The 22,093-nt window shown below is 65.2% G+C and carries 21 protein-coding genes; 12 read left to right on the top strand and 9 right to left on the bottom strand.

The window, feature by feature from the left end; genetic code table 11:
- Window positions 1-9: 9 nt before the first annotated feature.
- The gene (locus AC1DIO_RS14265) at window positions 10-1,200 is read right to left on the bottom strand and encodes a PA0069 family radical SAM protein (RefSeq protein WP_441506455.1); all 1,191 of its coding nucleotides are present in this window, start codon (window positions 1,198-1,200) and stop codon (window positions 10-12) included.
- Window positions 1,201-1,327: 127 nt separating this feature from the next.
- On the opposite strand from AC1DIO_RS14265, the gene AC1DIO_RS14260 reads away from it, so the two are divergent.
- Window positions 1,328-1,816, top strand: a complete 489-nt coding sequence (locus tag AC1DIO_RS14260; RefSeq protein WP_441506456.1) for a glycosyltransferase family A protein — start codon at window positions 1,328-1,330, stop codon at window positions 1,814-1,816.
- A 102-nt stretch (window positions 1,817-1,918) separates the two neighbouring features.
- Here the strand turns inward: AC1DIO_RS14260 and ypfJ are convergent, their stop codons facing one another.
- The 4 genes from ypfJ to AC1DIO_RS14240 form a co-directional block, all read right to left on the bottom strand.
- Window positions 1,919-2,800: a KPN_02809 family neutral zinc metallopeptidase gene (gene ypfJ, locus AC1DIO_RS14255; protein ID WP_069877471.1), complete on the bottom strand. Its 882-nt coding sequence runs from the start codon at window positions 2,798-2,800 to the stop codon at window positions 1,919-1,921.
- Between the two features lie 109 nt (window positions 2,801-2,909).
- Window positions 2,910-3,914 (bottom strand): cytochrome d ubiquinol oxidase subunit II, encoded by a 1,005-nt coding sequence (gene cydB, locus AC1DIO_RS14250; RefSeq protein WP_476831660.1) that lies wholly within the window; start codon window positions 3,912-3,914, stop codon window positions 2,910-2,912.
- Between the two features lie 13 nt (window positions 3,915-3,927).
- Window positions 3,928-5,358: a cytochrome ubiquinol oxidase subunit I gene (locus AC1DIO_RS14245; RefSeq protein WP_476768150.1), complete on the bottom strand. Its 1,431-nt coding sequence runs from the start codon at window positions 5,356-5,358 to the stop codon at window positions 3,928-3,930.
- 150 nt (window positions 5,359-5,508) lie between these two features.
- Window positions 5,509-6,321, bottom strand: a complete 813-nt coding sequence (locus tag AC1DIO_RS14240) for a uracil-DNA glycosylase (protein WP_476853548.1) — start codon at window positions 6,319-6,321, stop codon at window positions 5,509-5,511.
- A 219-nt stretch (window positions 6,322-6,540) separates the two neighbouring features.
- Between AC1DIO_RS14240 and AC1DIO_RS14235 the strand changes: the two genes are divergently transcribed.
- From AC1DIO_RS14235 to AC1DIO_RS14225, 3 genes are all read left to right on the top strand, one after another.
- Window positions 6,541-8,220, top strand: coding sequence for an electron transfer flavoprotein-ubiquinone oxidoreductase (locus tag AC1DIO_RS14235; protein WP_476853547.1), 1,680 nt, complete (start codon window positions 6,541-6,543; stop codon window positions 8,218-8,220).
- 418 nt (window positions 8,221-8,638) lie between these two features.
- A complete protein-coding gene (locus tag AC1DIO_RS14230; RefSeq protein WP_441488934.1) occupies window positions 8,639-10,417 on the top strand; it encodes a tetratricopeptide repeat protein in 1,779 nt (592 codons plus the stop codon).
- A 32-nt stretch (window positions 10,418-10,449) separates the two neighbouring features.
- The gene (locus tag AC1DIO_RS14225; RefSeq protein WP_441488935.1) at window positions 10,450-11,334 is read left to right on the top strand and encodes a 4-(cytidine 5'-diphospho)-2-C-methyl-D-erythritol kinase; all 885 of its coding nucleotides are present in this window, start codon (window positions 10,450-10,452) and stop codon (window positions 11,332-11,334) included.
- Between the two features lie 34 nt (window positions 11,335-11,368).
- Here AC1DIO_RS14225 and AC1DIO_RS14220 read toward each other — a convergent pair whose 3' ends face one another.
- Complete coding sequence (locus AC1DIO_RS14220) at window positions 11,369-12,385, bottom strand: polyprenyl synthetase family protein (protein ID WP_441506462.1); 1,017 nt, start codon at window positions 12,383-12,385, stop codon at window positions 11,369-11,371.
- Window positions 12,386-12,535: 150 nt separating this feature from the next.
- Between AC1DIO_RS14220 and AC1DIO_RS14215 the strand changes: the two genes are divergently transcribed.
- Both AC1DIO_RS14215 and AC1DIO_RS14210 read left to right on the top strand, forming a co-directional pair.
- The gene (locus AC1DIO_RS14215; protein ID WP_069877466.1) at window positions 12,536-12,760 is read left to right on the top strand and encodes a putative signal transducing protein; all 225 of its coding nucleotides are present in this window, start codon (window positions 12,536-12,538) and stop codon (window positions 12,758-12,760) included.
- Window positions 12,753-13,508 (top strand): tRNA1(Val) (adenine(37)-N6)-methyltransferase, encoded by a 756-nt coding sequence (locus tag AC1DIO_RS14210; protein WP_441506463.1) that lies wholly within the window; start codon window positions 12,753-12,755, stop codon window positions 13,506-13,508. The genes AC1DIO_RS14215 and AC1DIO_RS14210 overlap by 8 nt, the downstream gene beginning before the upstream one ends.
- 187 nt (window positions 13,509-13,695) lie before the next feature.
- Here AC1DIO_RS14210 and AC1DIO_RS14205 read toward each other — a convergent pair whose 3' ends face one another.
- Together AC1DIO_RS14205 and AC1DIO_RS14200 are read right to left on the bottom strand one after the other, a co-directional pair.
- A complete protein-coding gene (locus AC1DIO_RS14205; RefSeq protein WP_441488937.1) occupies window positions 13,696-14,016 on the bottom strand; it encodes a hypothetical protein in 321 nt (106 codons plus the stop codon).
- Between the two features lie 161 nt (window positions 14,017-14,177).
- Complete coding sequence (locus AC1DIO_RS14200; protein ID WP_441488938.1) at window positions 14,178-14,468, bottom strand: hypothetical protein; 291 nt, start codon at window positions 14,466-14,468, stop codon at window positions 14,178-14,180.
- A gap of 238 nt (window positions 14,469-14,706) precedes the next feature.
- Between AC1DIO_RS14200 and AC1DIO_RS14195 the strand changes: the two genes are divergently transcribed.
- From AC1DIO_RS14195 to upp, 6 genes are all read left to right on the top strand, one after another.
- Window positions 14,707-15,624 (top strand): glycine--tRNA ligase subunit alpha, encoded by a 918-nt coding sequence (locus tag AC1DIO_RS14195; RefSeq protein ID WP_069882152.1) that lies wholly within the window; start codon window positions 14,707-14,709, stop codon window positions 15,622-15,624.
- Window positions 15,624-17,762: a glycine--tRNA ligase subunit beta gene (gene glyS / locus AC1DIO_RS14190; protein WP_441506465.1), complete on the top strand. Its 2,139-nt coding sequence runs from the start codon at window positions 15,624-15,626 to the stop codon at window positions 17,760-17,762. The genes AC1DIO_RS14195 and glyS overlap by 1 nt, the downstream gene beginning before the upstream one ends.
- Window positions 17,763-17,998: 236 nt before the next feature.
- Window positions 17,999-18,166 (top strand): Thivi_2564 family membrane protein, encoded by a 168-nt coding sequence (locus tag AC1DIO_RS14185; RefSeq protein ID WP_441488940.1) that lies wholly within the window; start codon window positions 17,999-18,001, stop codon window positions 18,164-18,166.
- 110 nt (window positions 18,167-18,276) lie between these two features.
- Window positions 18,277-19,539 carry a GTP cyclohydrolase II gene (locus AC1DIO_RS14180; RefSeq protein ID WP_476831662.1) on the top strand — a complete coding sequence of 421 codons (1,263 nt, stop codon included), beginning with the start codon at window positions 18,277-18,279 and terminating at the stop codon, window positions 19,537-19,539.
- A gap of 15 nt (window positions 19,540-19,554) precedes the next feature.
- Window positions 19,555-20,772, top strand: coding sequence for a URC4/urg3 family protein (locus tag AC1DIO_RS14175; protein WP_476776303.1), 1,218 nt, complete (start codon window positions 19,555-19,557; stop codon window positions 20,770-20,772).
- Between the two features lie 70 nt (window positions 20,773-20,842).
- On the top strand, window positions 20,843-21,484 hold the full coding sequence (gene upp / locus AC1DIO_RS14170; protein ID WP_441506468.1) for a uracil phosphoribosyltransferase: 642 nt from the start codon (window positions 20,843-20,845) through the stop codon (window positions 21,482-21,484).
- 99 nt (window positions 21,485-21,583) lie between these two features.
- Here upp and AC1DIO_RS14165 read toward each other — a convergent pair whose 3' ends face one another.
- Window positions 21,584-22,015: a DUF1236 domain-containing protein gene (locus tag AC1DIO_RS14165; protein ID WP_441506469.1), complete on the bottom strand. Its 432-nt coding sequence runs from the start codon at window positions 22,013-22,015 to the stop codon at window positions 21,584-21,586.
- Window positions 22,016-22,093: the final 78 nt, after the last annotated feature.

The raw sequence follows: 22,093 nt of genomic DNA, 5'->3' as shown, positions 1-22,093 counted from the left end.
GGCCGTCGTCTAGAACAGGCTGAGCTGTGCCTTTTCCTTCTCCGGCTTCAGGAAGAGGTCGCTGCGCAACCGCAACCGCGTCGCGTTGAAGCCGAGGCGTTCGGCTGCCATTTCGAAGCGCCGCCCGATCATCCAGGCATAGGGACCGGAACCGACCTGACGCTGGCCCCAGGCCGAGTCGTAATCCTTGCCGCCGCGTGTCGAGCGGATCAGCGAAACGACATGGCGCAGCTTGTCTGGATGGTGGGTCAGGAGCCAGTCCTGGACGAGATCCTTCACCTCCAGCGGCAGCCGCAGCAGCACGTAACCGGCCTCGCGCGCCCCGGCGGCCTTGGCGGCGTCGAGGATGCGCTCGATTTCCTGCTCGTTGATCGCGGGGATGATCGGCGCGACCAGCACGGTCACCGGAATGCCGGCATCCGACAACCGCTTGATCGTCTCCAGCCGCTTCGCCGGCGCGGCGGCGCGCGGCTCCATGCCGCGCGCGATCTTGGGATCGAGCGTCGTCACCGAGATCGCGACCTTGGCGAGGCCCTGCGCTGCCATCGGCGCCAGGATGTCGATGTCGCGCTGTACCAGTGCCGATTTCGTGACGATGCCGACCGGGTGGCGGAAGCGCGCCAGCACCTCCAGGATCGAGCGCATGATCCGCAGCTTCTTCTCGATCGGCTGATAGGCGTCGGTATTGGTGCCGATCGCAATGGTGCGCGGCTGGTAGGACGGTGCAGACAATTCCTTCTCGAGCAGCAGCGCGGCGTCGGGCTTGGCTGTCAACTTGCTCTCGAAATCGAGCCCAGGCGAAAGCCCGAGATAGGCATGGCTCGGCCGCGCGAAACAGTAGACGCAGCCATGTTCGCAGCCGCGATAGGGGTTGATCGAGCGGTCAAACGAAATATCCGGCGAATCATTCCGCGTGATGATCGTGCGCGCTTTCTCGATCGCGACTTCGGTCTTGAAGGCTGGTAATTCGCCGAGAGAGCCCCAGCCATCATCTTCGGCGACGCGCTGCTCGGTCTCGAAGCGTCCGCCTGGATTGATCGTTGCCCCGCGCCCGCGCCGTCGTTCCGGATCGATGCGGTGGCCGGCATAGGCGAGGGGGTCAGCCGGAGCGACACGCGCGGATGCCGACAGGGTTTCGCCGTCATGCCGCCTGAGCGGCTGGGCTGCGATCGGTCGCGAACTGGGTCTGGCTTGCTGCATGGCGCTGAGCCGTTCCTGAGAGGGCCGTAAGAATCGGCGTTTCCGTGACCATCAATGTGAACATATAGGGAACAAAATGCAAGTGGCGGGATTGCGGCATGTTGCGCTGCGTCATAATCAATGGGCCATGCTTACAGCCGTCATCAGGGCCGACGGACCGGCCAGAGCACTCGCTGCGACTTTTTCCGCGCTGATCCCGGCCGTTGCCGAAGGTTTCCTCGGCCATGCCGTGGTCGTCGATGCGGATGGTGAGGGGGAGGTGGAACGCCTCGCCGATGCGACGGGTGCGACCTATGTCAGGGCGGCCGTGCCTGAAAGCTGGCATGCCGGTGCCGCGCAGGCGCGCGGCGATTGGCTGCTTCTGTTGAGCGCCGGGGACATCCTGCAGCCAAACTGGATTCAGGCGACCGAGCGCCATCTGCTGCTGGCGCCCGACAGGCCGGCCCTGTTGCCGCTGAGCGGGGTTGCTGCGGCGCTCAAGGAGCGCGCCGCGCTGTCATTCGGCCCGCGTCGGCTGCGGGCCGGCCTTGTGGTGCCGAAGGGGCTGGTTCTGGCCGGGCGGCTGAATGCCGCGCCGCGGCGTCTCTCGGTGCGCCGGGAGCGTGCCGTATCCTGAGACGCAAGGCATCGGCCCGAAAGGTGGATCGCGGTATTCGGGGAAAGCCGACGCAACCCCAGAAGGTGAGATCGGATCGGATACGAGATCGGGTCCGATGATCTAAAGCTGGTTCGTCCGGAAGGTATCGCAGCTTTGCAGCGAGCCGGACTTGAAGCCGGTCGTGAACCAGCGTGTGCGCTGCGCCGACGAGCCGTGGGTGAAGGAATCGGGCACGGCCACGCCTTGCGAGGCTTGCTGCAGCCGGTCATCGCCGATCGCCGCCGCCGTCCGCATCGCCTCGTCGACATCGCCCTGGTCGATTCGGCCCATCGCCTGGACATTATGCGCCCAGACGCCGGCGAAGCAGTCCGCCTGCAGCTCGACCCGCACTGACAGCGCATTCGATTCGCGCTCCGAGATGCGCTGTCGCAGCTGGTTCACCTTGGGCAGGATACCGAGCAGGTTCTGGATGTGATGGCCGACCTCGTGGCCGATCACATAGGCATAGGCGAAGTCACCACCACCGCCGAGCTTGCGCTGCATCTCCTGGAAGAAGGAGAGGTCGAGATAGACCTTCTTGTCTTCGGGGCAATAGAACGGCCCCATCGCTGCCTGTGCCGTGCCGCACCCCGAGCGATCGATGCGCGAGAACAGCACGAGCTTCGGCGGTTCGTAGCGGCGGTTCGCCTGCTGCGGCAGGATCTTGGTCCAGATATCCTCGTTCTGCGCCAGCACCGCCGAAACGAAGCGACCCATTTCATCCTGCGGCGGGCCTGAGGCCGGGCGGCTCTCCTGGGTCGGAGCACTGCGCCCGACCCCGAGCATTTCGGCGCCACCGATCAGGATGCGCGGATCGATCCCGAGAGCCCAGCCGACAAGGCCAAGCACGACCATAGTTCCGATGCCGACACCGCCGCGCCCGCCGGGAAGCCCCGCGAAGCCGCCGCCGCCATTGCGCCTGTCCTCGAGATTCTCGGACTGGCGATAATCTTCCCAACGCATGGCGGAGTCCCCGTCTAGTCCCGAGCAATCTCGTGGAGAGAGGCCCGGAACTCAAGCTATTCGTCAACCGGCTCGCGCGCGGGTGGTTCCCCAGGTTCTTCCTGTTACCTCAGTGATAGCCGCTGTCGGCCCTCACCTTGCCGCGGAAGGTCCAGTAGACGAAGGCCGTGTAGAACAGGATCATCGGCAGCAGGAAGCAGACGCCGATCAGGACGAAGATATGGGAGGACGGCGCTGCGGCCACATCCCAGATCGTCAGGCTCGGGGGCACCAGATAGGGATAGTTCGAGATCGCGAGTCCCAGGAAGCAGAGCAGGAAGATCGCGATGGTGAAGGCAAAGGGTGTGAATTCGTGCTGCCCGTGCAGCCGCTTCCAGACCATATAGCCGCAGAACGCCGTCAGGACCGGGAATGGCCAGAGCAGCAGCAGGTTGGACGGCGTGAACCAGCGTTCGGCGATGCGCGGATGTGCGTAGGGCGTCCACAGCGAGACGATCACAGCGAAAGCCATCAGACCGAGCAGGAGCCATTTCGCCTGGTGCCGTGCCCTGTCCGCGACGGCACCTTCCGTCTTGAAGACGAGCCAGGTCGCGCCGAGCAGCGCGTAGCCGACGACGACGCCGACCCCGCACATCACCGAGAACGGCGTCAGCCAGTCGAAGGGGCCGCCGGCAAACTCGCGGTTGCTCACGGTGATGCCCTGGATCAAGCCACCGAGCACGAGGCCCTGAGCGAAGGCCGCAAGGGTCGAGCCGAGCCAGAAGGCAATGTCCCATTTCCTGTGATGCGGCTTGGCGACCCAGCGGAATTCGAAGGCGACCCCGCGGAAGATCAGCGCCAGCAGCATCAGGATGATCGGTGTGTAGAAGGCCGGCATGATGATGGCGTAGGCGGTCGGAAAGGCGACCCAGAGGCCGCCGCCGCCGAGCACGAGCCAGGTTTCGTTACCGTCCCAGAAGGGCGCGACCGAGTTCATCATCTGGTCGCGTTCGCCCTCGTCCCTGGTCGTCGGGAAGAGGATCGCGATGCCGAGGTCGAAACCGTCGAGCACGACATAGAGCATCACGGCAGTACCGATCAGGACGGCCCAGATGACGGGGAGATACCATTCCATCTCAGCTCTCCCCTCAATTCGCCGGCTGGATCTTGTCGTCGCCGGGATGCCCGTCGCCGAACAGCACAGAGGCGTCATCCTGCGTCGCCTTGAGCGTTCGCTGCGAAGGCTGCTCCGGTGGGTCCGTGGCGAGGAGAGCGTCGGGGCCCTTGTCGATCAACCGGTTCATCAGCAGGATCCCGGCCGCAAAGACCACGGAATAGACGCAGACGAAGAGCGCGAGCGAGATTGCGACCTGCATCGCCGTCACCGGCGAGACGGAGTCGACCGAACGCAGCACACCCGTTGCGAGCCAGGGCTGGCGCCCGACCTCGGTCACGAACCAGCCGGCGAGGATGGCGACGAAACCGAGTGGCCAGGTGTATTGCGCCAGCCAGAGCCAACGTCGTGCTTCGAACACCTTGCCACGTGACCAGAGATAGGCACCGAGCCAGCCGAAGCCGATCATCAGGAAGCCGATGCCGACCATCAGCCGGAAGGCGAAGAAGGGAATCTTGACGGGCGGCCGGTCCTGCGGCGCGAAATCATTCAGGCCGGGAAAGAGAGCGCTCATGCTGCCATGGGTCACGAGGCTGGCGAGCCCGGGAATCGCGATTTCGTAGCGGTTGATGCCGGCCTTCTCGTCGGGCCAGGCGAAGAGAACCAGAGCGCCGGGCTTCGACGAATCCCAATGCGCTTCGATCGCTGCGAGCTTCGCCGGCTGGTATTTCGCCGTGTCCTCGCCGTGCTGGTGGCCGATGATGGCCTGGATCGGAGCCGTCAGGGCGATCATCAGGATCGCCATTCGCACCATCGTCCTGGCAGGCTCGATGCTCGTCCCGGCCAGGAGATGGCGCGCTCCCGTCGCCAGCACCACGAAGGCGGTGGTCAGATAGGCCGCCGTCATCATGTGCATGAAGCGCAAGGGGAAGGTCGGATTGAAGATGATCTGCAGCCAGTCGACCGGATAGGCGATGCCGTCGCGCATCTCGTGGCCGGTCGGATACTGCATCCAGCTATTGGCCGAGAGAATCCAGAACCCCGACAAGGCCGTTCCGGCGGCGACGATCACCGCGGACAGGAAATGCAGCCAGGGCGGAACGCGCTTCCAGCCGAACAGCATGACGCCGAGGAAGGAGGCCTCGAGGAAGAAGGCGCTCAGAACCTCGTAGCCGATCAGTGGACCGATGACGTTGCCGACCACCGTCGAGAACCGGCTCCAGTTCGTGCCGAACTGGTAGGACAGCACGATGCCCGAAACGACGCCCATCGCGAAGGAGACCGCAAAGATCTTGGTCCAGAACCGGGCGAGCAGGTGAAACTTGTCGTCGCCGGTCTTCAGCCAGAGGCCGAGCAATGTCGCGATATAGGCGGAAAGCCCGATGGTGAAGGCGGGGAAGACGATGTGGAAGGAAACCGTGAAAGCAAATTGAATACGCGAAAGCAGAAAAGCGTCGATTTCCATCGCAAGGCTCCGGCCGGCACGCCGCACGAGCGGCTTGAAACGACTCTGCCCGCACAGCATCGTCGCTGCGCGGCAATTTAGTCAAATCCGAAACTGCGCGAGGGGCCGGAATGTCGCAGAGGCAGGGCTGCGTTGTCGCAGGCGAATACTTTAGCTGGCTGCGTCGAGCGCTGTCCTGAGCGCCCGCATGTCGCGCCAGGCGAGGCGTTTCTGCAGGGGCTGGCGCAACAGATAGGCGGGGTGAAGCGTGGCGAGGGCGCGGATGCGCCTTGTGCCCATATCGTACTCGGTCCACTTGCCGCGCGAGGCGAGGATGCCGGTGAAGCCGAGCAGGCCCTGGGCAGAGGGGCCGCCGATGCAGACGAGGATATCGGGATTGGCGAGTTCGATCTGCCGCTGAATGAACGGCAGGCAGATCGCGACCTCCTGCGGCGTCGGCGTGCGGTTGCCGGGCGGACGCCAGGGCAGAAGATTGGCGATGTAGACATGTTCCTGCCGGTTGAGGCCGATAGCCGCCAGCATCCGGTCGAGCAACTGGCCGGAGCGCCCGACGAAGGGCAGGCCGAGCCTGTCTTCATCGGCGCCGGGGGCCTCGCCGACGAACATCACGCGCCCCTCCGGATTGCCGTCGGCGAAGACGAGATTCTTCGCGGTCGCCTTGAGCGCGCAGCCCTCGAAGCTGGCCAGTGCCTCCTTCAATTCGTCGAGCGTCTTGGCCTGCCCGGCCAGCAGGCGCGCGCTCTGCATGGCCTCGTCGGGCGCCGTTGCGTCGGCCGCGATGACGCGCGCGGCAGGAACCGCACGCAGAGGATTGCGGCGTGCTGCAGGCTGCGTGGCGGCAGCTTCGGCGGCCTGTGCGGATTCGGCGAAATGGTCATGCGGCGTCTCGTCGAGCATCTMGGTGACGCCCATCTCGGCGTACCAGGCAATGAGTTCGACGGGATCGTGGCCAGCAGGGATCATCCCGGCGTCTTAGCACGGTCCGGCGCGGCTTCGCGACACCTGTCGGGCGGCTGTCCCGGCTCCGCGTGCTCGCCAGAGCGGTCAAACGCGGTTGCAAATTGGAACGTGGGCTCGGATAGAGGGGTTCCAATCTGGTTTCGGTTTGGCTTGAGCCAGAGAGTGTGATCGTTCATATATAAACTATCGCTGTCGAGGCGAAAGTTGTTGGCGGAGGGCAGGATGGAACTCGAGGAAGCGCAAAGCACCCCGCGCGAGAGCATGGACTATGACGTCGTCATCGTCGGCGCAGGTCCCGCTGGTCTCGCAGCCGCCATTCGCCTGAAGCAGCTCGACGAGGCCATCTCGGTGGTCGTGGTCGAGAAGGGGGCGGAGGTCGGCGCCCATATCCTCTMGGGCGCGGTTATCGATCCGATTGGTMTCGACGCGCTGTTGCCTGACTGGCGGCAGGACGAGGCACGCCCGCTGACCACGGAAGTMAGCGAGGACATCTTCTATTTCTTGACCGAGCCGAACGGAATCCGGCTGCCGAATTTCGGCATGCCGAAGCTGATGAACAATCACGGCAATTTCGTCGGCTCGCTCGGGCTGGTGACGCGCTATCTGGCGACCCGCGCCGAGGCGCTGGGTGTCGAGATCTATCCGGGCTTCGCGGCCGCTGAGCTTCTCTTCGATGAGAAGGGCGCCGTCACTGGTGTCGCCACGGGCGACATGGGGATCGCCAAGGACGGCACGGTCTCCGAACGCTTCACCCGCGGCATGGAGCTGCGCGGGCGCTATACGCTGCTCGGCGAAGGAGCGCGCGGCTCGCTGTCCAAGATCGCGATCCAGCGCTTTGGTCTCGACAAGGATCGTGAGCCCCAGAAATACGGCATCGGCCTCAAGGAGATCTGGCAGGTCAAGCCGGAGAAGTTCCACAAGGGCCGGGTGCAGCACTCCTTCGGCTGGCCGCTCGACGGCAAGACCGGTGGCGGCTCGTTCCTCTATCATTTCGACGACAATCTCGTCACCGTCGGCTTCGTCGTGCATCTCAACTACGAGAACCCGACACTCTCGCCCTTCGACGAGTTCCAGCGCTTCAAGACGCACCCGATGATCCGGGACGTCTTCGAGGGCGGCAAGCGCCTGTCCTACGGCGCGCGCGCCATCACCGAAGGTGGCTGGCAATCCGTGCCGAAACTCAGCTTCCCGGGCGGGGCATTGGTCGGCTGCGCGGCCGGCTTCGTCAACGTGCCGCGCATCAAGGGCAGCCACAACGCGATCCTGTCCGGAATGCTGGCGGCCGAGCATCTCGTGCCGGCGCTGGCGGCGGGACGCGCGCATGACGAAGTCAGCGAGATCGAAACCAGCTGGCGCGCGTCTCCGATCGGCCGCGACCTCAAGCCGGTCCGCAACGTCAAGCCGCTCTGGTCGAAATTCGGGACGATCGGCGGTGTTGTGCTCGGCGGCATCGACATGTGGCTGAACCAGCTCTTCGGCTGGTCGCCTTTCGGCACGCTCAAGCATGGCAAGCCGGATTACGCGACGCTGAAGCCACTGAGCGAGGTGACGCCGATCACCTATCCCAAGCCGGACGGCAAGCTCTCCTTCGACAAGCTGTCGTCGGTGTTCCTGTCCTCGACCAATCACGAGGAAGACCAGCCCGCCCATCTGAAGCTGACCGACCCCGCCATTCCTGTGGCGAAGAATCTGCCGCTGTATGGCGAGCCCGCCCGGCTCTATTGCCCGGCCGGCGTCTACGAGATCGTCTACAAGGACAACGAGACGAAGAGCGATCCGCGCTTCGTCATCAACGCGCAGAACTGCGTGCACTGCAAGACATGCGACATCAAGGATCCCGCCCAGAACATCACCTGGGTGGTGCCTGAGGGCGGCGGTGGCCCGGGTTACTCGAACATGTGATGAGTCGGCGACGGTGACCGGTGCGATAAGGAGGCCGCGCCCTGCCAGGGCGGCGGCTTGTCCTGCCGAAATGGTCACTTGGCCCCGGCGAGGTGCGGTCGATGATCGCGGCGACCGAGCGAACGATCGTCTCCCTGGGATGATCCTGGGCGAATCGTCGCCACAGAGCCGAGAGATGCAGCTGCAATGGTGATGGCGTGCCGATCTGCAGCGTGACGTGATTGAATTTGTGCGCTGCACGACGTGATTGCAGTGGTTGTTGCATCCTTGCTACGGAGGCGATCTGCGCCGGCTTTGCGGCTTGCCGGGGCGCCCGGAAACGGCCATCTTGCGCGCCTATGCGAAGCGGTCACGGTCGCGCTGAATGGACCCAGCCCCTGTGCCACACGAGGCAGCGGACCGAGGGAGAATAGCAGTCGTGACGTTTCGAATGAACGGCCGAGGGGCCGGCGCGACATTGGCCTTGGCCTTGTTTGTCGCGCTTCATGCCGGGGCCGCTGCGCAGGCCACCACGCAAGCCAATACGCCGACCCGCACCACCGAGCCGCTTGAGCCTGCCGAAAGCCTTGAAGGCAACTATCTGGCCGCGATCGTGGCCGGTGCCGGCCGAGACCTTGGCGCGGCCTCGGTCTTCCTGCGGGAGGCGATCAAGGGCGATCCGAAGAACAACGATCTGCTGGAGCGTGGTTTCGTCGCCTTCCTGGCCGATGGCTCCATGGATGACGCGTTCCGCGCCGCCGAGAAGCTGGTGCAGCGCGACCCGAGCAACGGGCTGGCGCAGCTCGCGATCGGCATTCGCGCCATCAAGCAGAAACAGTATCAGACGGCGCGCAATCACCTGCAGCGCGGCGGGCGCGGGCGTTCCGCCGACATCACGGCGACCTTGCTGTCCGCATGGTCCTATGCCGGCTCCGGCCAGACCAACCGCGCGCTCGAGACGCTCGAGCGGCTCAAGGGCGAGCCTTCCTACAATCTCTTCCGCGACTATCATGCCGGCCTGATCCTCGATATCGCCGGCCGCAAGGCGGATTCCGAGCGCAGGCTCAAGGCGGCCTATGAGGCCGAGAAGACGACGCTGCGTCTCGTCGATCTCTGGGCTCGCTTCCAGACCCGCTCCGGCGATTTCGAAGGAGCTGCGGCAACCTATGGCGCCTTCGACAGGCTCCTGCCGAATCACCCCATCGTGCGTGACGGATTGACCCGGGTCGCCGCCAAGGAGCCGCTTGCCCGCTCGGTCGCTACGGCGCAGCAGGGTGCAGCCGAAGTGCTCTACGGCCTCGCCAGCGCGGGGAACCGCCAGGGAGACGAGGCCGCTGCACTGCTCTATCTCAGGCTCGCCCTCTATCTCGACCCCAATCACGATCTCGCCGTCCTGACGCTCGGCGACATCCTGGAGCGGGCCAAGCAGCTCGATGATGCGGTGACGGTCTACAACCGCATGCCGCCGGGTTCGCCGCTGGCCTCCAATGCCGAGATCCAGTCCGGTCTGGCGCTGGAAGCGCTTGGCAAGTCGGACGAGGCGGTGAAGCATCTCGAAGCGCTGATCGCAGCGCGTCCTGACGATGTCGACGCGCTCTCGGCGCTCGGCAATGTCTACCGCTCACGCAAGCGCTTCGCCGAGGCTGCCGACACCTATGACAAGGCGATCGCGAAGCTCGCTTCGCCGGGCCGCTCGAACTGGGACCTTTATTACTTCCGTGGCATTGCCCGCGAGCGCATCAAGCGCTGGGCGGAGGCCGAGGAGGATCTGCGCAAGGCCCTCGAACTGATGCCGGAGGCGCTGGGGCGCGAGCGGGCGCTGGTGCTCAACTATCTCGGCTATTCCCTGGTCGATCAGCATCTCAAGCTCGATGAAGCGCTGGGCATGCTGCGCCGGGCCGTCGAACTGCGCCCGCGTGACGGCTACATCACCGATTCGCTCGGCTGGGCTTACTACCGGCTCGGCCGCTATACCGAGGCGACCCGCGAACTCGAGCGCGCGATGGAGCTGCGGCCCTCCGATCCGGTGATCAACGATCATCTCGGCGATGTCTATTGGCGCGTCGACCGCAAGCTGGAGGCGGTCTTTCAGTGGAACGCCGCCCGCGATCTCAGCCCGGAGCCCGAGGATCTGGTCAAGATCAAGCACAAGATCGAGAAGGGGCTGGAGGAGGCCCCGTCGGCCAATGCCGCCGAGCCGAAGGCGGATGGCGGCTGACCGATGCATTGTGATGCGGTGACGGACCTCGCGTGCCTGTTGCGCTGACGACCCGCGCTCGCGCCAAGGTCAATCTCGATCTGAAAATCCTCGGCCGTCGCGCCGATGGCTATCACGAGCTGAAGAGCCTCGTCGCCTTCGCCAGTGTCGGTGATTCGCTGGCGCTGGAACCGGCTTCAGGCCTCGGCCTGACGATCGGTGGTCCGCAAGGCACCAGTCTTGTCGCGGATGATGGGAATCTGGTTCTCCGTGCCGTGCAGGCGCTGGCAGACGAGCTCCCCGGACTGCGAACCGGACATTTCCACCTCGTCAAGCGTCTGCCGGTCGCCTCCGGCATTGGCGGAGGCTCGGCTGACGCGGCAGCAACCTTGCGTCTGCTGGCAAGGCTGAACGGGCTCTCGCCTGCCTCGCCTCAGCTGCAGCGCGCTGCCATCAGGGTTGGCGCCGATGTCCTGGTCTGCCTCGAGTCGCGCGCTCGCATCATGGCCGGGATTGGCGAGCGCCTCGGCCCCGCACTGTGCCTGCCGCCGCTCTTCGCCATTCTGGTCAACCCGAATGTCGCCGTCGGCACCGCAGACGTTTTCCGTACGCTCGGACTTGCGCAGGGGCAATCTTGCCCGGCCGCAGTGGAATCGGGCATCGGTGCGGCGGAGCGCTTCGCTGCTGCCCCGGACCTGCTTGCGGCGCTGCATCGGACCGGCAACGATCTCGAAGCCCCGGCGGCTCAGGTCGCGCCGATCATCACCGACGTCCTGCAGCGGCTGTCCCGGCTGCCGGGTTACCGGCTCGGCAGAATGTCAGGCTCGGGCGCGACCTGCTTTGCCCTGTTCGACGATTGCCGGCAGAGCGCTGCCGCTGCGAAGCTGCTGGCGGATGAGCGGCCGGATTGGTGGATCAAGCCGACCCTGCTGAGATGAGGTCCGCGGGCTGCTCAGTGCGCCCGCGCCACGCTCAGTACGCCCGCGCCACGCAGAAATCGACCGTCTCGTTCAGCGCCTGCTTCATCGGCGATGAGGGGAAGAGGCCGAGCGCATCCTTCGCCATCTTGGCGTAGTGCTGGGCCCGCTCGATCGTATCGTCGAGGGAACGGTGACGGCGCATGATCGCCTGCGCCTCCTCGAGATCGCCGTCCTTGATCTCGCCATCCTGCAGCGTGCGGCGCCAGAAGGCGCGTTCGGTCTCGTCGCCGCGCCGGAAGGAGAGCACGACCGGCAGGGTGATCTTGCCCTCGCGGAAATCGTCGCCGGTGTTCTTGCCGAGCTTGTTCGCGACGCCGCCATAATCAAGCGCGTCGTCGATGAGCTGGAAGGCGATGCCGAGATTGAGCCCATAGCTGCGGCAGGCGGCAGCATCGGCCTTGGGTGATTCGGCGATCACCGGCCCGACTTCGCAGGCCGCCGCGAACAGCTCCGCGGTCTTGCCGCGGATGACGGCGAGGTACTCGTCCTCGGTCGTGGCTGTGTTCTTGGCCGCGGCGAGTTGCATCACCTCACCTTCGGCGATGACGGCGGCTGCGGTGGAGAGAATATCGAGCGCGCGGAGCGAGCCGACCTCGACCATCATCTTGAAAGCCTGTCCGAGCAGGAAGTCACCGACGAGCACGCTCGCTTCATTGCCCCAGACCATCCGGGCCGCGAGCTTGCCACGGCGCATGTCGCTCTCGTCGACGACGTCGTCATGAAGCAGCGTGGCGGTGTGCATGAACTCGACGCTGGCCGCGAGCTTGACATGACCCTCGCCCCGATAGCCGCAGAGCGCGGCCGTGGCGAGCGTCAGCATCGGCCGCAGGCGCTTGCCGCCCGACGAGATCAGGTGGTTGGCGACCTCGGGGATCATGGTGACGTCCGAGCCGGTGCGCGACAGGATCATCGCATTGACGCGCTCCATGTCGGTGCGTGTCAGGCCCACGAGACCCTCGATGCTGGCCTGTCCCTGTTCCTTGTCCTCGAAGGGTACGACGACGCCCACGCTGCTCACTCCGGCCGATTTCAGCTTTGTTGCATTGCCACAACCGTTGCATGGGTGGCCAGCCCCCGCAATCGCACTTTGACGCCGCACCCGCGAGTCCAGGGCCGAAAATGGCTTGCGCGCAGACCCTGCCTTCGTCTCCATGACACAATGCACGAACTCGTCCGTACCAATGACCTTGTCCTGCTTGGCGCCATCGAGGCGCTGCTCGCATCCGCCAATCTCGATTGTCTGATCGCCGACCAGCACATGAGCGCGCTTGAGGGCATGACCGGAGCCTTCCAGAGGCGCCTGCTCGTGCGCGAGGTGGATCGCCGAAGGGCCCGCGCGCTTTTGATCGAGGCGGGGTTCGGCGCCGAGCTGCGCGATGAGTGATTCGGAGACGGATCTCGGCGAGATCGTCGAGGATCGATTGCTCGATGGCCGTCTGATTCTTCGTCAGCCGAAGAAGGGGCATCGTGCCGGCACGGACGCGATTCTGCTCGCTGCGGCGTTGTCGGAAGACGAGACAGGCCCGCTGGCCGATTTCGGCGCTGGCGTCGGGACGGTCGGTCTGGCCGCGGCGATGCTTCGGCCGGAGCTGACGGTCACGTTGATCGAGCGGCATCCCCGCCTTGCGGCGCTGGCCGAGCAGAACATCGTCCTGAACGGCTTCGGCGATCGGGTCAGGCTCGTTGCGGCCGATGTCGGGGCCGGTGCCGAAGCCAGCCTTGTGCCAGCAGGTTTCGCCTGCGTGGCAATGAACCCGCCCTTCTTTGTAGACGATACGGTGAAGGCGTCGCCAGTGAGCAACCGGCGAACGGCGCATGTCGCCGATCAGCCGTTCGAAATCTGGTTGAAGGCAGCGCGCCGGCTGCTCAAGCCGCGCGGACGCGTCGCGATCATTCATCGGGCCGAGGCGCTGGGGGCTATTCTGAATGGGCTGGAAACCGGCTTTGGTGGCGTGGCCATCCGCCCCGTGCACGCCTCGGCCGACCGGCCGGCGATTCGCATCATCGTCACGGCGACGCTGAACAGCAGAAAGCCGGCAGCGCTGCTGCCGGCCTTTGTCTTGAACGGGCCTGATGGCCGCTTCACCGAACTCAGCGAAGCGGTTCACCGTGGCCGGGCACTGCTCGGCTAAAGCATCGGCCCGAAAAGTGGATTGCGGTTTTCGGGAAAGCCGATGCGAACACAGAAGGTTAGATGATCGGCCCGAAAAGTGGATTGCGGTTTTCGGGAAAGCCGATGCGAACACAGAAGGTTAGATCACCGGCCCGAAAAGTGGATCACCGCTCTCGGGAAAGCCGATGCAATCACGGACGGTGAGATCAGCGGCAGATCCGCTGCTGCTGCACGACCCAGCGCCAGCCATCCCAATAACGGAACGGGCGGAAAAAGCAGCGCGGGCGGTAATACGGACCGCCATAGCCGTAATAGGGCTGCGGACCGCCATAATAGGGCCGACCGTAATAGGGGCGCGGGCCCCAACCCGGGCCATAGCCGTACTGGACCTGCTCGTAGCCATGATCCGCCTGCGCGGCTGCACTCAAGCCGAGGGTGACGACCTGGGCCGAGGCCGGGGCGCTGGCGATGACGCCGCCGCCGAGGCTGACCGCTGCCGCGACACCGAGAAAAGCTTTGCGAAGCATGGCGTGGATTCTCTCCCCTGCCTGGCGCCCGCGGCCCTTGCCGCGCGGTCGAACACCAATTCGGTGAAGATGCTAACGCTCAAAAACTGAACGGCGCGACACCGCGCCGTTCAGCTATCCTTCATCGGACCGCCACATGGCAGCCACAATTCACGCCGCGATCAGCGGCAGACGCGCACCGAACGCATCACCCAGCGATAGCCGTTCCAGACGCGGCGGTTACTGTAGAAGCAGCGCGGACGATAGACCGGGCGGCCGTAATACGGGCGGCGCGGGCCATAATAGGGACGCGGGCCATAGTACTGCGCCTGCTGGACCAGATCAGTCGGAGCCTGCGTCGTCTGCATCGTGCCGGTGCTGACCGGTGCGGCCGTTGCGGGGGCGACGGTGAAGGCCGCGAACATGAGGGTGAGCGCTCCGAAGAGAGCGGCAATGAAACGTGATGACAGCATTAAGCTACTCCTGCTGGCTGACGCCGCCGGCCCGTCTCGAGCGCTCGCCCCGAACGCCGCGGACTGTACGGTTGCTGCGGAGATTATCCCGCCGATCATGAACGAATGCTGTCCGCGTCGGTTCCATGGTCATGCGCGGAATGCTTGACCGCGCGCCGTGGCTGCCCCTAAGCACGCCGCTATTCTTAGATTGTCTGGAAGGCTCAAGCTCTTGGCCGGTGCTCCCGTCTCCGATCCGATGAACCCGACCCGCTCGTTCCAGGGCCTGCTGCTGACCTTGCAGCGCTTCTGGGCGGAGCGCGGTTGCGTCGTCCTGCAGCCCTACGACATGGAAGTCGGCGCCGGTACGTTCCACCCGGCGACGACGCTGCGCGCGCTCGGTCCCAAGCCCTGGAAGGCTGCCTATGTCCAGCCTTCGCGTCGGCCGAAGGACGGCCGCTATGGCGAGAACCCCAACCGCCTGCAGCATTATTACCAGTTCCAGGTCATTCTGAAGCCATCGCCGCCGGATCTGCAGCAGCTCTATCTCGACTCGCTCCAGGCCATTGGCGTCGACATGGGGCTCCACGATATCCGCTTCGTCGAGGACGATTGGGAGAGCCCGACACTGGGCGCCTGGGGGCTCGGCTGGGAGTGCTGGTGCGACGGCATGGAGGTGAGTCAGTTCACCTATTTCCAGCAGGTCGCCGGCGTCGAATGCGCGCCTGTCGCGGGAGAGCTGACCTATGGGCTCGAACGTCTCGCCTGCTATCTGCAGGGCGTCGACCGCATCATGGATCTGAATTTCAACGGGCTCGAGGGTGAGGATCGCGTCAGCTACGGCGATGTCTTCCTCCAGGCCGAGCAGGAATTCTCGCGCTATAATTTCGAACATGCCGACACGGCGATGCTGTTCCGCCACTTCAACGATGCCGAGGCCGAGTGCCGGGCGCTGCTCGCCGCGGGCGAAGCCGGGGAGGGAGCCAATGATCCGCGCCACTCGCTGGCGCTGCCGGCCTATGACCAGTGCATCAAGGCCAGCCACATGTTCAACCTGCTCGATGCGCGCGGGGTGATCTCGGTCACCGAGCGCCAGAGCTACATCCTGCGCGTGCGTGAACTGTCCAAGGCCTGCGGTGCGGCCTGGCTGAAGACCGCCGGCGGGGGAGCGAACTGATGCCCGATCTCCTGCTCGAACTCTTCTCGGAAGAGATTCCCGCCCGCATGCAGCGCAAGGCGGCGGAAGACCTCAAGAAACTCGTCACCGATGCGTTGGTCGAACGCGGCCTCGTCTATGAGGGCGCCAGGGCCTTTGCGACGCCGCGCCGCCTCGCCTTGCACATCGCTGAACTACCGGTGCGCGGCCGCGATATCCGCGAGGAGCGCAAGGGGCCGCGCGTGGGCGCGCCCGACGCCGCCGTCCAAGGGTTCCTGAAGGCGGCAGGGCTTGCCTCGCTCGACCAGGCGACCATCGTCAGCGACCCCAAGAAGGGCGATTCCTACGTCGCCATCATCGAGAAGCCGGGGCAGGAGACGGTCGCGGCCATCGCCGAGATCGTCCCGCACGTGATTCGCAACTTCCCTTGGCCGAAATCGATGCGCTGGGGCAAAGCCTCCGCCGCTGGCGCCAGCCTGCGCTGGGTGCGCCCGCTCCACTCGATCCTCTGCACCTTCGGGCCGGAGACCGAGGAGCCCGAGGTGGTCCGGTTCGAGGTCGACGGCATTGCCTCTGGCAACACGACCTATGGCCACCGCTTCCATGCGCCCCAGGCCATAACGGTCAGGCGTTTCGACGATTATGTCGCGCATCTGGAGAAGGCGAAGGTCGTGCTCGATGCCGACCGGCGCAAGGAAATCATCCTCACCGACGCCCGGAACCTCGCCTTCGCGCAGGGGCTGGACCTCGTCGAGGATGAAGGCCTGCTCGAGGAGGTCGCCGGCCTCGTCGAATGGCCGGTCGTGCTGATGGGCGCCTTCGAGGAGCGCTTCCTCGAGATTCCGGGCGAGGCGATCCGCGCCACGATCCGCGCCAACCAGAAATGCTTCGTGCTGCGTGACCCGGTGACGGGGGCGCTCGCCAACAAGTTCATCCTGGTCTCGAACCTGAACGCCAGCGATGGCGGCAGCGCAATCGTCGCCGGCAACGGCCGCGTCGTGCGTGCGCGCCTCTCGGACGCGGCCTATTTCTTTGCGACGGACAAGGGCTCGCTGCCCGATCTCGACACGTTCAGGGAGAGTGCCGGGACACTTGGCCTCGACCTCGCCAAGCCGCTCGACCAGCGCATGGCCAAGCTCGACAAGCTCGGCGTCGTCTTCCACGCCAAGCTTGGGACGCAGGGCGCGCGCGTGCAGCGCATCGCGGCGCTGGCTCGCGAGCTGGCGCCGCTCGTCGGTGCCGATCCCGCTCTCGCCGAACGCGCGGCGAAACTCGCCAAGGCCGATCTGCCGACCGAGATGGTCGGCGAGTTCCCGGAATTGCAGGGGCTGATGGGCCGGAAATATGCCGAGCTGCAGGGCGAGAACGCTTCTGTCGCGGCAGCGATCGAAGAGCACTACAAGCCCCTCGGCCCGTCCGATCGTGTGCCGACGGACCCGGTCTCCGTTGCCGTCGCCCTGGCCGACAAGCTCGATACGCTGGTCGGCTTCTGGGCCATCGACGAGAAGCCGACCGGGAGCAAGGATCCCTACGCGCTGCGCCGTGCGGCGCTGGGTGTGATCAGGCTGGTTGTCGAGAATGGGGTACGGCTCTCGCTCGCCGGTGTCGCCCCAGATCCAGACCTCGTCTCGTTCTTCCACGACCGCCTGAAGGTCGTGCTCCGCGATGCCGGGGCGCGGCATGACCTGGTCGATGCCGTGCTGGGCGAAGGCGCATCGAACAGCGACGATCTCCTGCTCATCACCCGCCGCGTCGACGCGCTCAGCCGCTTCCTCGACACCGAGGACGGCGTGAACCTGCTCAGCGGTTATCGCCGTGCGGCGAATATCCTCAAGGCCGAGGAGAAGAAGGACGGCGAGGGCGCTTTTGCCGCTGCCGCCGATCTCCAGCTCATCGCCGATGCCGGCCTGATCGAGGAGAAGGGGCTCGCCGTTGCACTGGCCCAGGCGACGCCGAAGGCCGAGGCTGCCGTCGCCAAGGAGGATTTCGAAGGTGCGATGGCTGCGCTGGCCGAGCTCAGGCCCTCGGTCGATGCCTTCTTCGACAAGGTCACGGTCAACGATCCCGATCCGGCCCTGCGCGCCAACCGTCTCAAGCTGCTCAACCAGCTGCGCGAGGCGACGCGCGCCGTGGCGGATTTCTCGCGGATCGCAGGCTAGCGCGCCCCACGGCTCGCCATTCCGGCGAGCATCCGCGCCTCGCGACAGGCATGGTCGGGTCAGTCCCGATTATGCCGAAAATGGCGGTGAAAGCTCGGGATAAGCGGGCGCTCGGCCCCTGAAACGGAACCAATTCCCATCCTGCGACGTTCTGTCCTGCAGAGAAACCGTGCCGCGAACGCCTCGCGCACGGCCTCCGGGGGGCCGGCAAGCGGCCGCGATAAAGGATGTGGGCTATGGGTCTGAGTATTCTGATTTCGCTTCTGATCACGATTCTGGTGATCGGTCTGGTGCTTTATCTCGTGCGCATGCTCCCGCTCGATGCCCAGATCAAGAACATCGTCCAGATCATCGTCATCATCATCGGCATCATCTCGCTGCTGCGCTATCTCGCGGTTTTCTGAGCGCCAGCGCGGGTCGATTGACGTGCGCTGAGCACTGATCCACTCTCCTATCGGTCAAAAGGGCCCGGACGACTCCGTCATGGGCCCTTTTCCGATTCGAGAGCGTCGCGATGAATTCGCAGAACCGGACCACCCATATCCGCCTGACGTCGCATCCCGAGCCTGGCAGTGCGGCGACGCGCTTCCCGATCCGATGGGGTGCGGAAACCGCCGTCGAGCGCGGCCCGGTCATTGCCTCGACCACCAACCCGGCTGACCGCAACGTCATAGGAGCCCATGGCGGCTCCTACTCGGTCTATCGTGCGCTTGCGATCTCGGCGCGCGCCATGAATCCGTCGCAGCGCCCGGACCTGACGAACACGCAGCCGACCACCGACATTCTGCCGCAGCCGCAATGGGCTGAACCCGGCAAGATCGTCTCGCTGGACCCTTACGGCCATCGGGTCGCACAGGATTTCGGGCGACTGATTGCCGAGGGCGTCGATATCCGGCCCACCATCGCCATCACCAAGGCGCGGCTGAACCTGCCGGAGATTCTCGCTGCGATGGCTGGCCACAGGCTCGCCGCCGATGAGGGTATCCTGCACAAGTCCGGCGATATCAGCGTCACCAAGATCGCCATCGACCCGGTCTGGCACCTGCCGGGCATTGCCGAGCGCTTCGGTACGTCGGAGCAGGAATTGCGCCGCACGCTGTTCGAGCAGACCGGCGGCATGTACCCCGAACTCGTCACCCGGCCCGATCTGCACGTCTTCCTGCCGCCGATCGGCTCGATCACCTGCTATGTCATCGGCGATATCTCAGCGATCATCGATCCGAAGCGCAGGGTTGCCTGCCGTGTCCATGACGAATGCAACGGCTCGGATGTCTTCGGCTCCGATATCTGCACCTGCCGGCCCTATCTCGTGCATGGCATCGAGGAGGCGGTGAAGGAGGCGCAAGGCGGCGGCGTCGGCCTCATCGTCTACAACCGCAAGGAGGGCAGGGCGCTTGGCGAGGTCACCAAGTTCCTCGTCTACAATGCCCGCAAGCGCCAGGAGGGTGGCGATTCCGCTGCGACCTATTTCGAGCGCACCGAATGCGTTGCCGGCGTGCAGGATGCCCGCTTCCAGCAATTGATGCCGGATGTGCTGCATTGGCTCGGTGTCACGCGCATCGACCGGTTGATGTCGATGTCGAACATGAAATACGACGCCATGGTGCAGTCGGGCATCGAGATCGGCGAGCGCGTTGCCATTCCGCCGGAGCTGATCCCGCCCGATGCCTCGGTCGAGATCGAGGCCAAGAAGGCAGCCGGCTACTACTCGCCGGAGGGCACGCCTGGCGACAACACGCTGAAGGCGACCGTCGGTCGCGACCTCGACAAGTTCTGAGAGCACCAGCCAGCCATGTCCGACCGTGACCCCGAGGCCGTCCGCCGGCTCCTGAAGCCCGCCGCAATCCGTGAGCGGGCGCAGGAAATGCTCCAGCTCGGCCTTGAGGGCCGCCTGCTGCATTTCTCCGTGCATCCCGAGCGGCTGGCGGCCTGCGCGGACTATGTCCTCGAGACGATCCGGGCAAATTATCCGACGCTGGACATCCCCTTCCACGCGCGCTGGCGCCATTTCGTGGTCGGAGGCATGGATCGCTGGAGCATGCTTGAGCGCGGGGCGCATTTCCCAGATGCCGGAGCGCGCGGCCGCGCGGCCTACGATCTCGCGGTCGTCAGCGTTCTGCTCGATGCCGGTGCGGGGCCCACCTGGAGTTATCACGACAGGGTGACGGGCAAGCCGATCAGCCGATCGGAAGGGCTGGCGCTCGCCTCGCTCGACATGTTCGCTGCGGGGCTGTTCTCGAGCGACGCGGCGGACTCGCTACGGGCCGATTCCGAGGCCCTGAAGCGGCTCGACACCGAGGCACTCGCCGCCGGTTTCCAGGCCGGACCGGCCAATCCCCTGCTTGCGCTCGAAGGGCGGGCCGCATTGCTGAACCGACTCGGCGAGGAACTCGAACGCCAGGGCCTGACACGGCCGGGCGACCTCTTCGATCGCTTCATCGAGACGGCGTCGGGCGGCTCGATCCGCGCCGCCCACATCCTGGCCGAGGTTCTTGGCACCTTCGGCGGCATCTGGCCGTCACGACTGACGATCGCAGGAATTGCCCTGGGCGATACCTGGCGTCATCCGCTGATCGCTCCGGATCTCTCCACGGCCGGACTCGTGCCGTTCCACAAGCTCTCGCAATGGCTCTCCTATTCGCTGATCGAACCGCTGCAATGGGCCGGCATCACCGTCGTCGATATCGATGATCTCACCGGCCTGCCCGAGTATCGCAATGGCGGGCTGTTCCTCGACGTGGGCGTGATCACGCTCAAGCATGCGGATGATGCGGCGCGCAGTCACGACGTCGCGTCGCCGCTCGTGGTCGAATGGCGGGCGCTCACGGTGGCCCTTCTCGATGAGTTGGGTGTGCTCATTCGGGAGCGGCTTGATCGCTCGCGGGACGAACTCCCGCTCGCCAAGATCCTCGAGGGTGGGACCTGGGCTGCCGGACGGCGCATCGCACGAGAAAAACGCGGGGATGGCGGGCCGCCCTTGACCATCGTCAGCGATGGCACGGTATTCTGAGACCGTGCTGCCGTGAGCAGCAGCCTTCGCCTGGGGCKAGGGCTCATGAGAACGATGAGGGGTAGAGCGTATGACCAGGCATTCCGACGGCGTCACCGTGGTCGACCATCCGCTGGTCCAGCACAAGCTGACGCTGATGCGGGAGAAGGATCGCTCGACCAAGAGCTTCCGGCAGCTCCTGAACGAGATCGGCATGCTGCTCTGCTACGAGGTCACGCGCGACCTGCCGACCGAGTTGATCGAGATAGAGACGCCGCTGACCAAGAGCATGCAGCCGATCATCGCCGGCAAGAAGCTGGTCTTCGCGCCGATCCTGCGCGCCGGCGTCGGCTTCCTCGATGGCATGCTGGAACTCGTCCCGGCTGCCCGCGTCGCTCATATCGGGCTCTATCGCGATCCTGATACGCTCCAGGCGGTCGAGTATTATTTCAAGGCCCCGTCCGACATTGCCGACCGCATGATCGTGGTCATGGACCCGATGCTGGCCACGGCAAACTCGGCCGTGGCGGCGATGGATCGGCTGAAGGAGCGCGGTGCCAAGGACCTTCGCTTCGTTTGCCTGCTGGCATCGCCGGAAGGGGTCGCACGCCTGCGCGGTGCTCACCCGGATGTGCGCATCTGGACGGCTGCGATCGACGAGCGCCTAAACGAGCACGGCTATATCGTGCCGGGCCTCGGCGATGCCGGCGACCGCATGTTCGGCACGCGCTGACGCATGGATTGAGGCCCGCCCCATTGCTGGAGCGGGCCCGATCTGAAGAGCGGCCGGGTCTCGATATAAGGTCGCCCTTCGGATCGTTTCGATCACCGGTTATTCGATCACCTGGACGATGCGGCGAGTCTGCGGCTCGACCAGGACGGCACGGTTGTTGATGACCGTATAGCGATAGTTCTGAGCGCCGTATTCCGTCGGCACCTGGCGGTAGACCACGCCCCGCTCCGGCAGGACCGTGCCGACGGCAACGGGTTCGGCATAGGTGTAGGACGGGACCTGCTGCTCGACGACATACTGGCGGAAGCGCGGTGTCGTCGCGTCGCCGATGATCGCACCGACCACCGCGCCGCCGACGCCGCCGACAACGGCACCGACCGGACCGCCGACAACCGCGCCACCGACGGCGCCGCTCACGGCCCCGCTGGTTGCACCGCCGACCGCGCCGCCCTTCGGCGCTGTATCCGTCTGGGCAAAGGCCATCGCAGGAGTTGCAGCGATAGCAGCAGCAATAAGGAGCTTCTTGATCATTTTCATTCTCCTTCGAATTCGGGAAACTGGGAGGAGAACGATGTACTGCAGATTAGGTTCCGGAATTTCGAGGTAACG

The sequence above is a fragment of the Allobosea sp. 05T439 genome (genome assembly GCF_056396005.1).
This window is presented reverse-complemented; position numbering and strand designations above follow the sequence as displayed.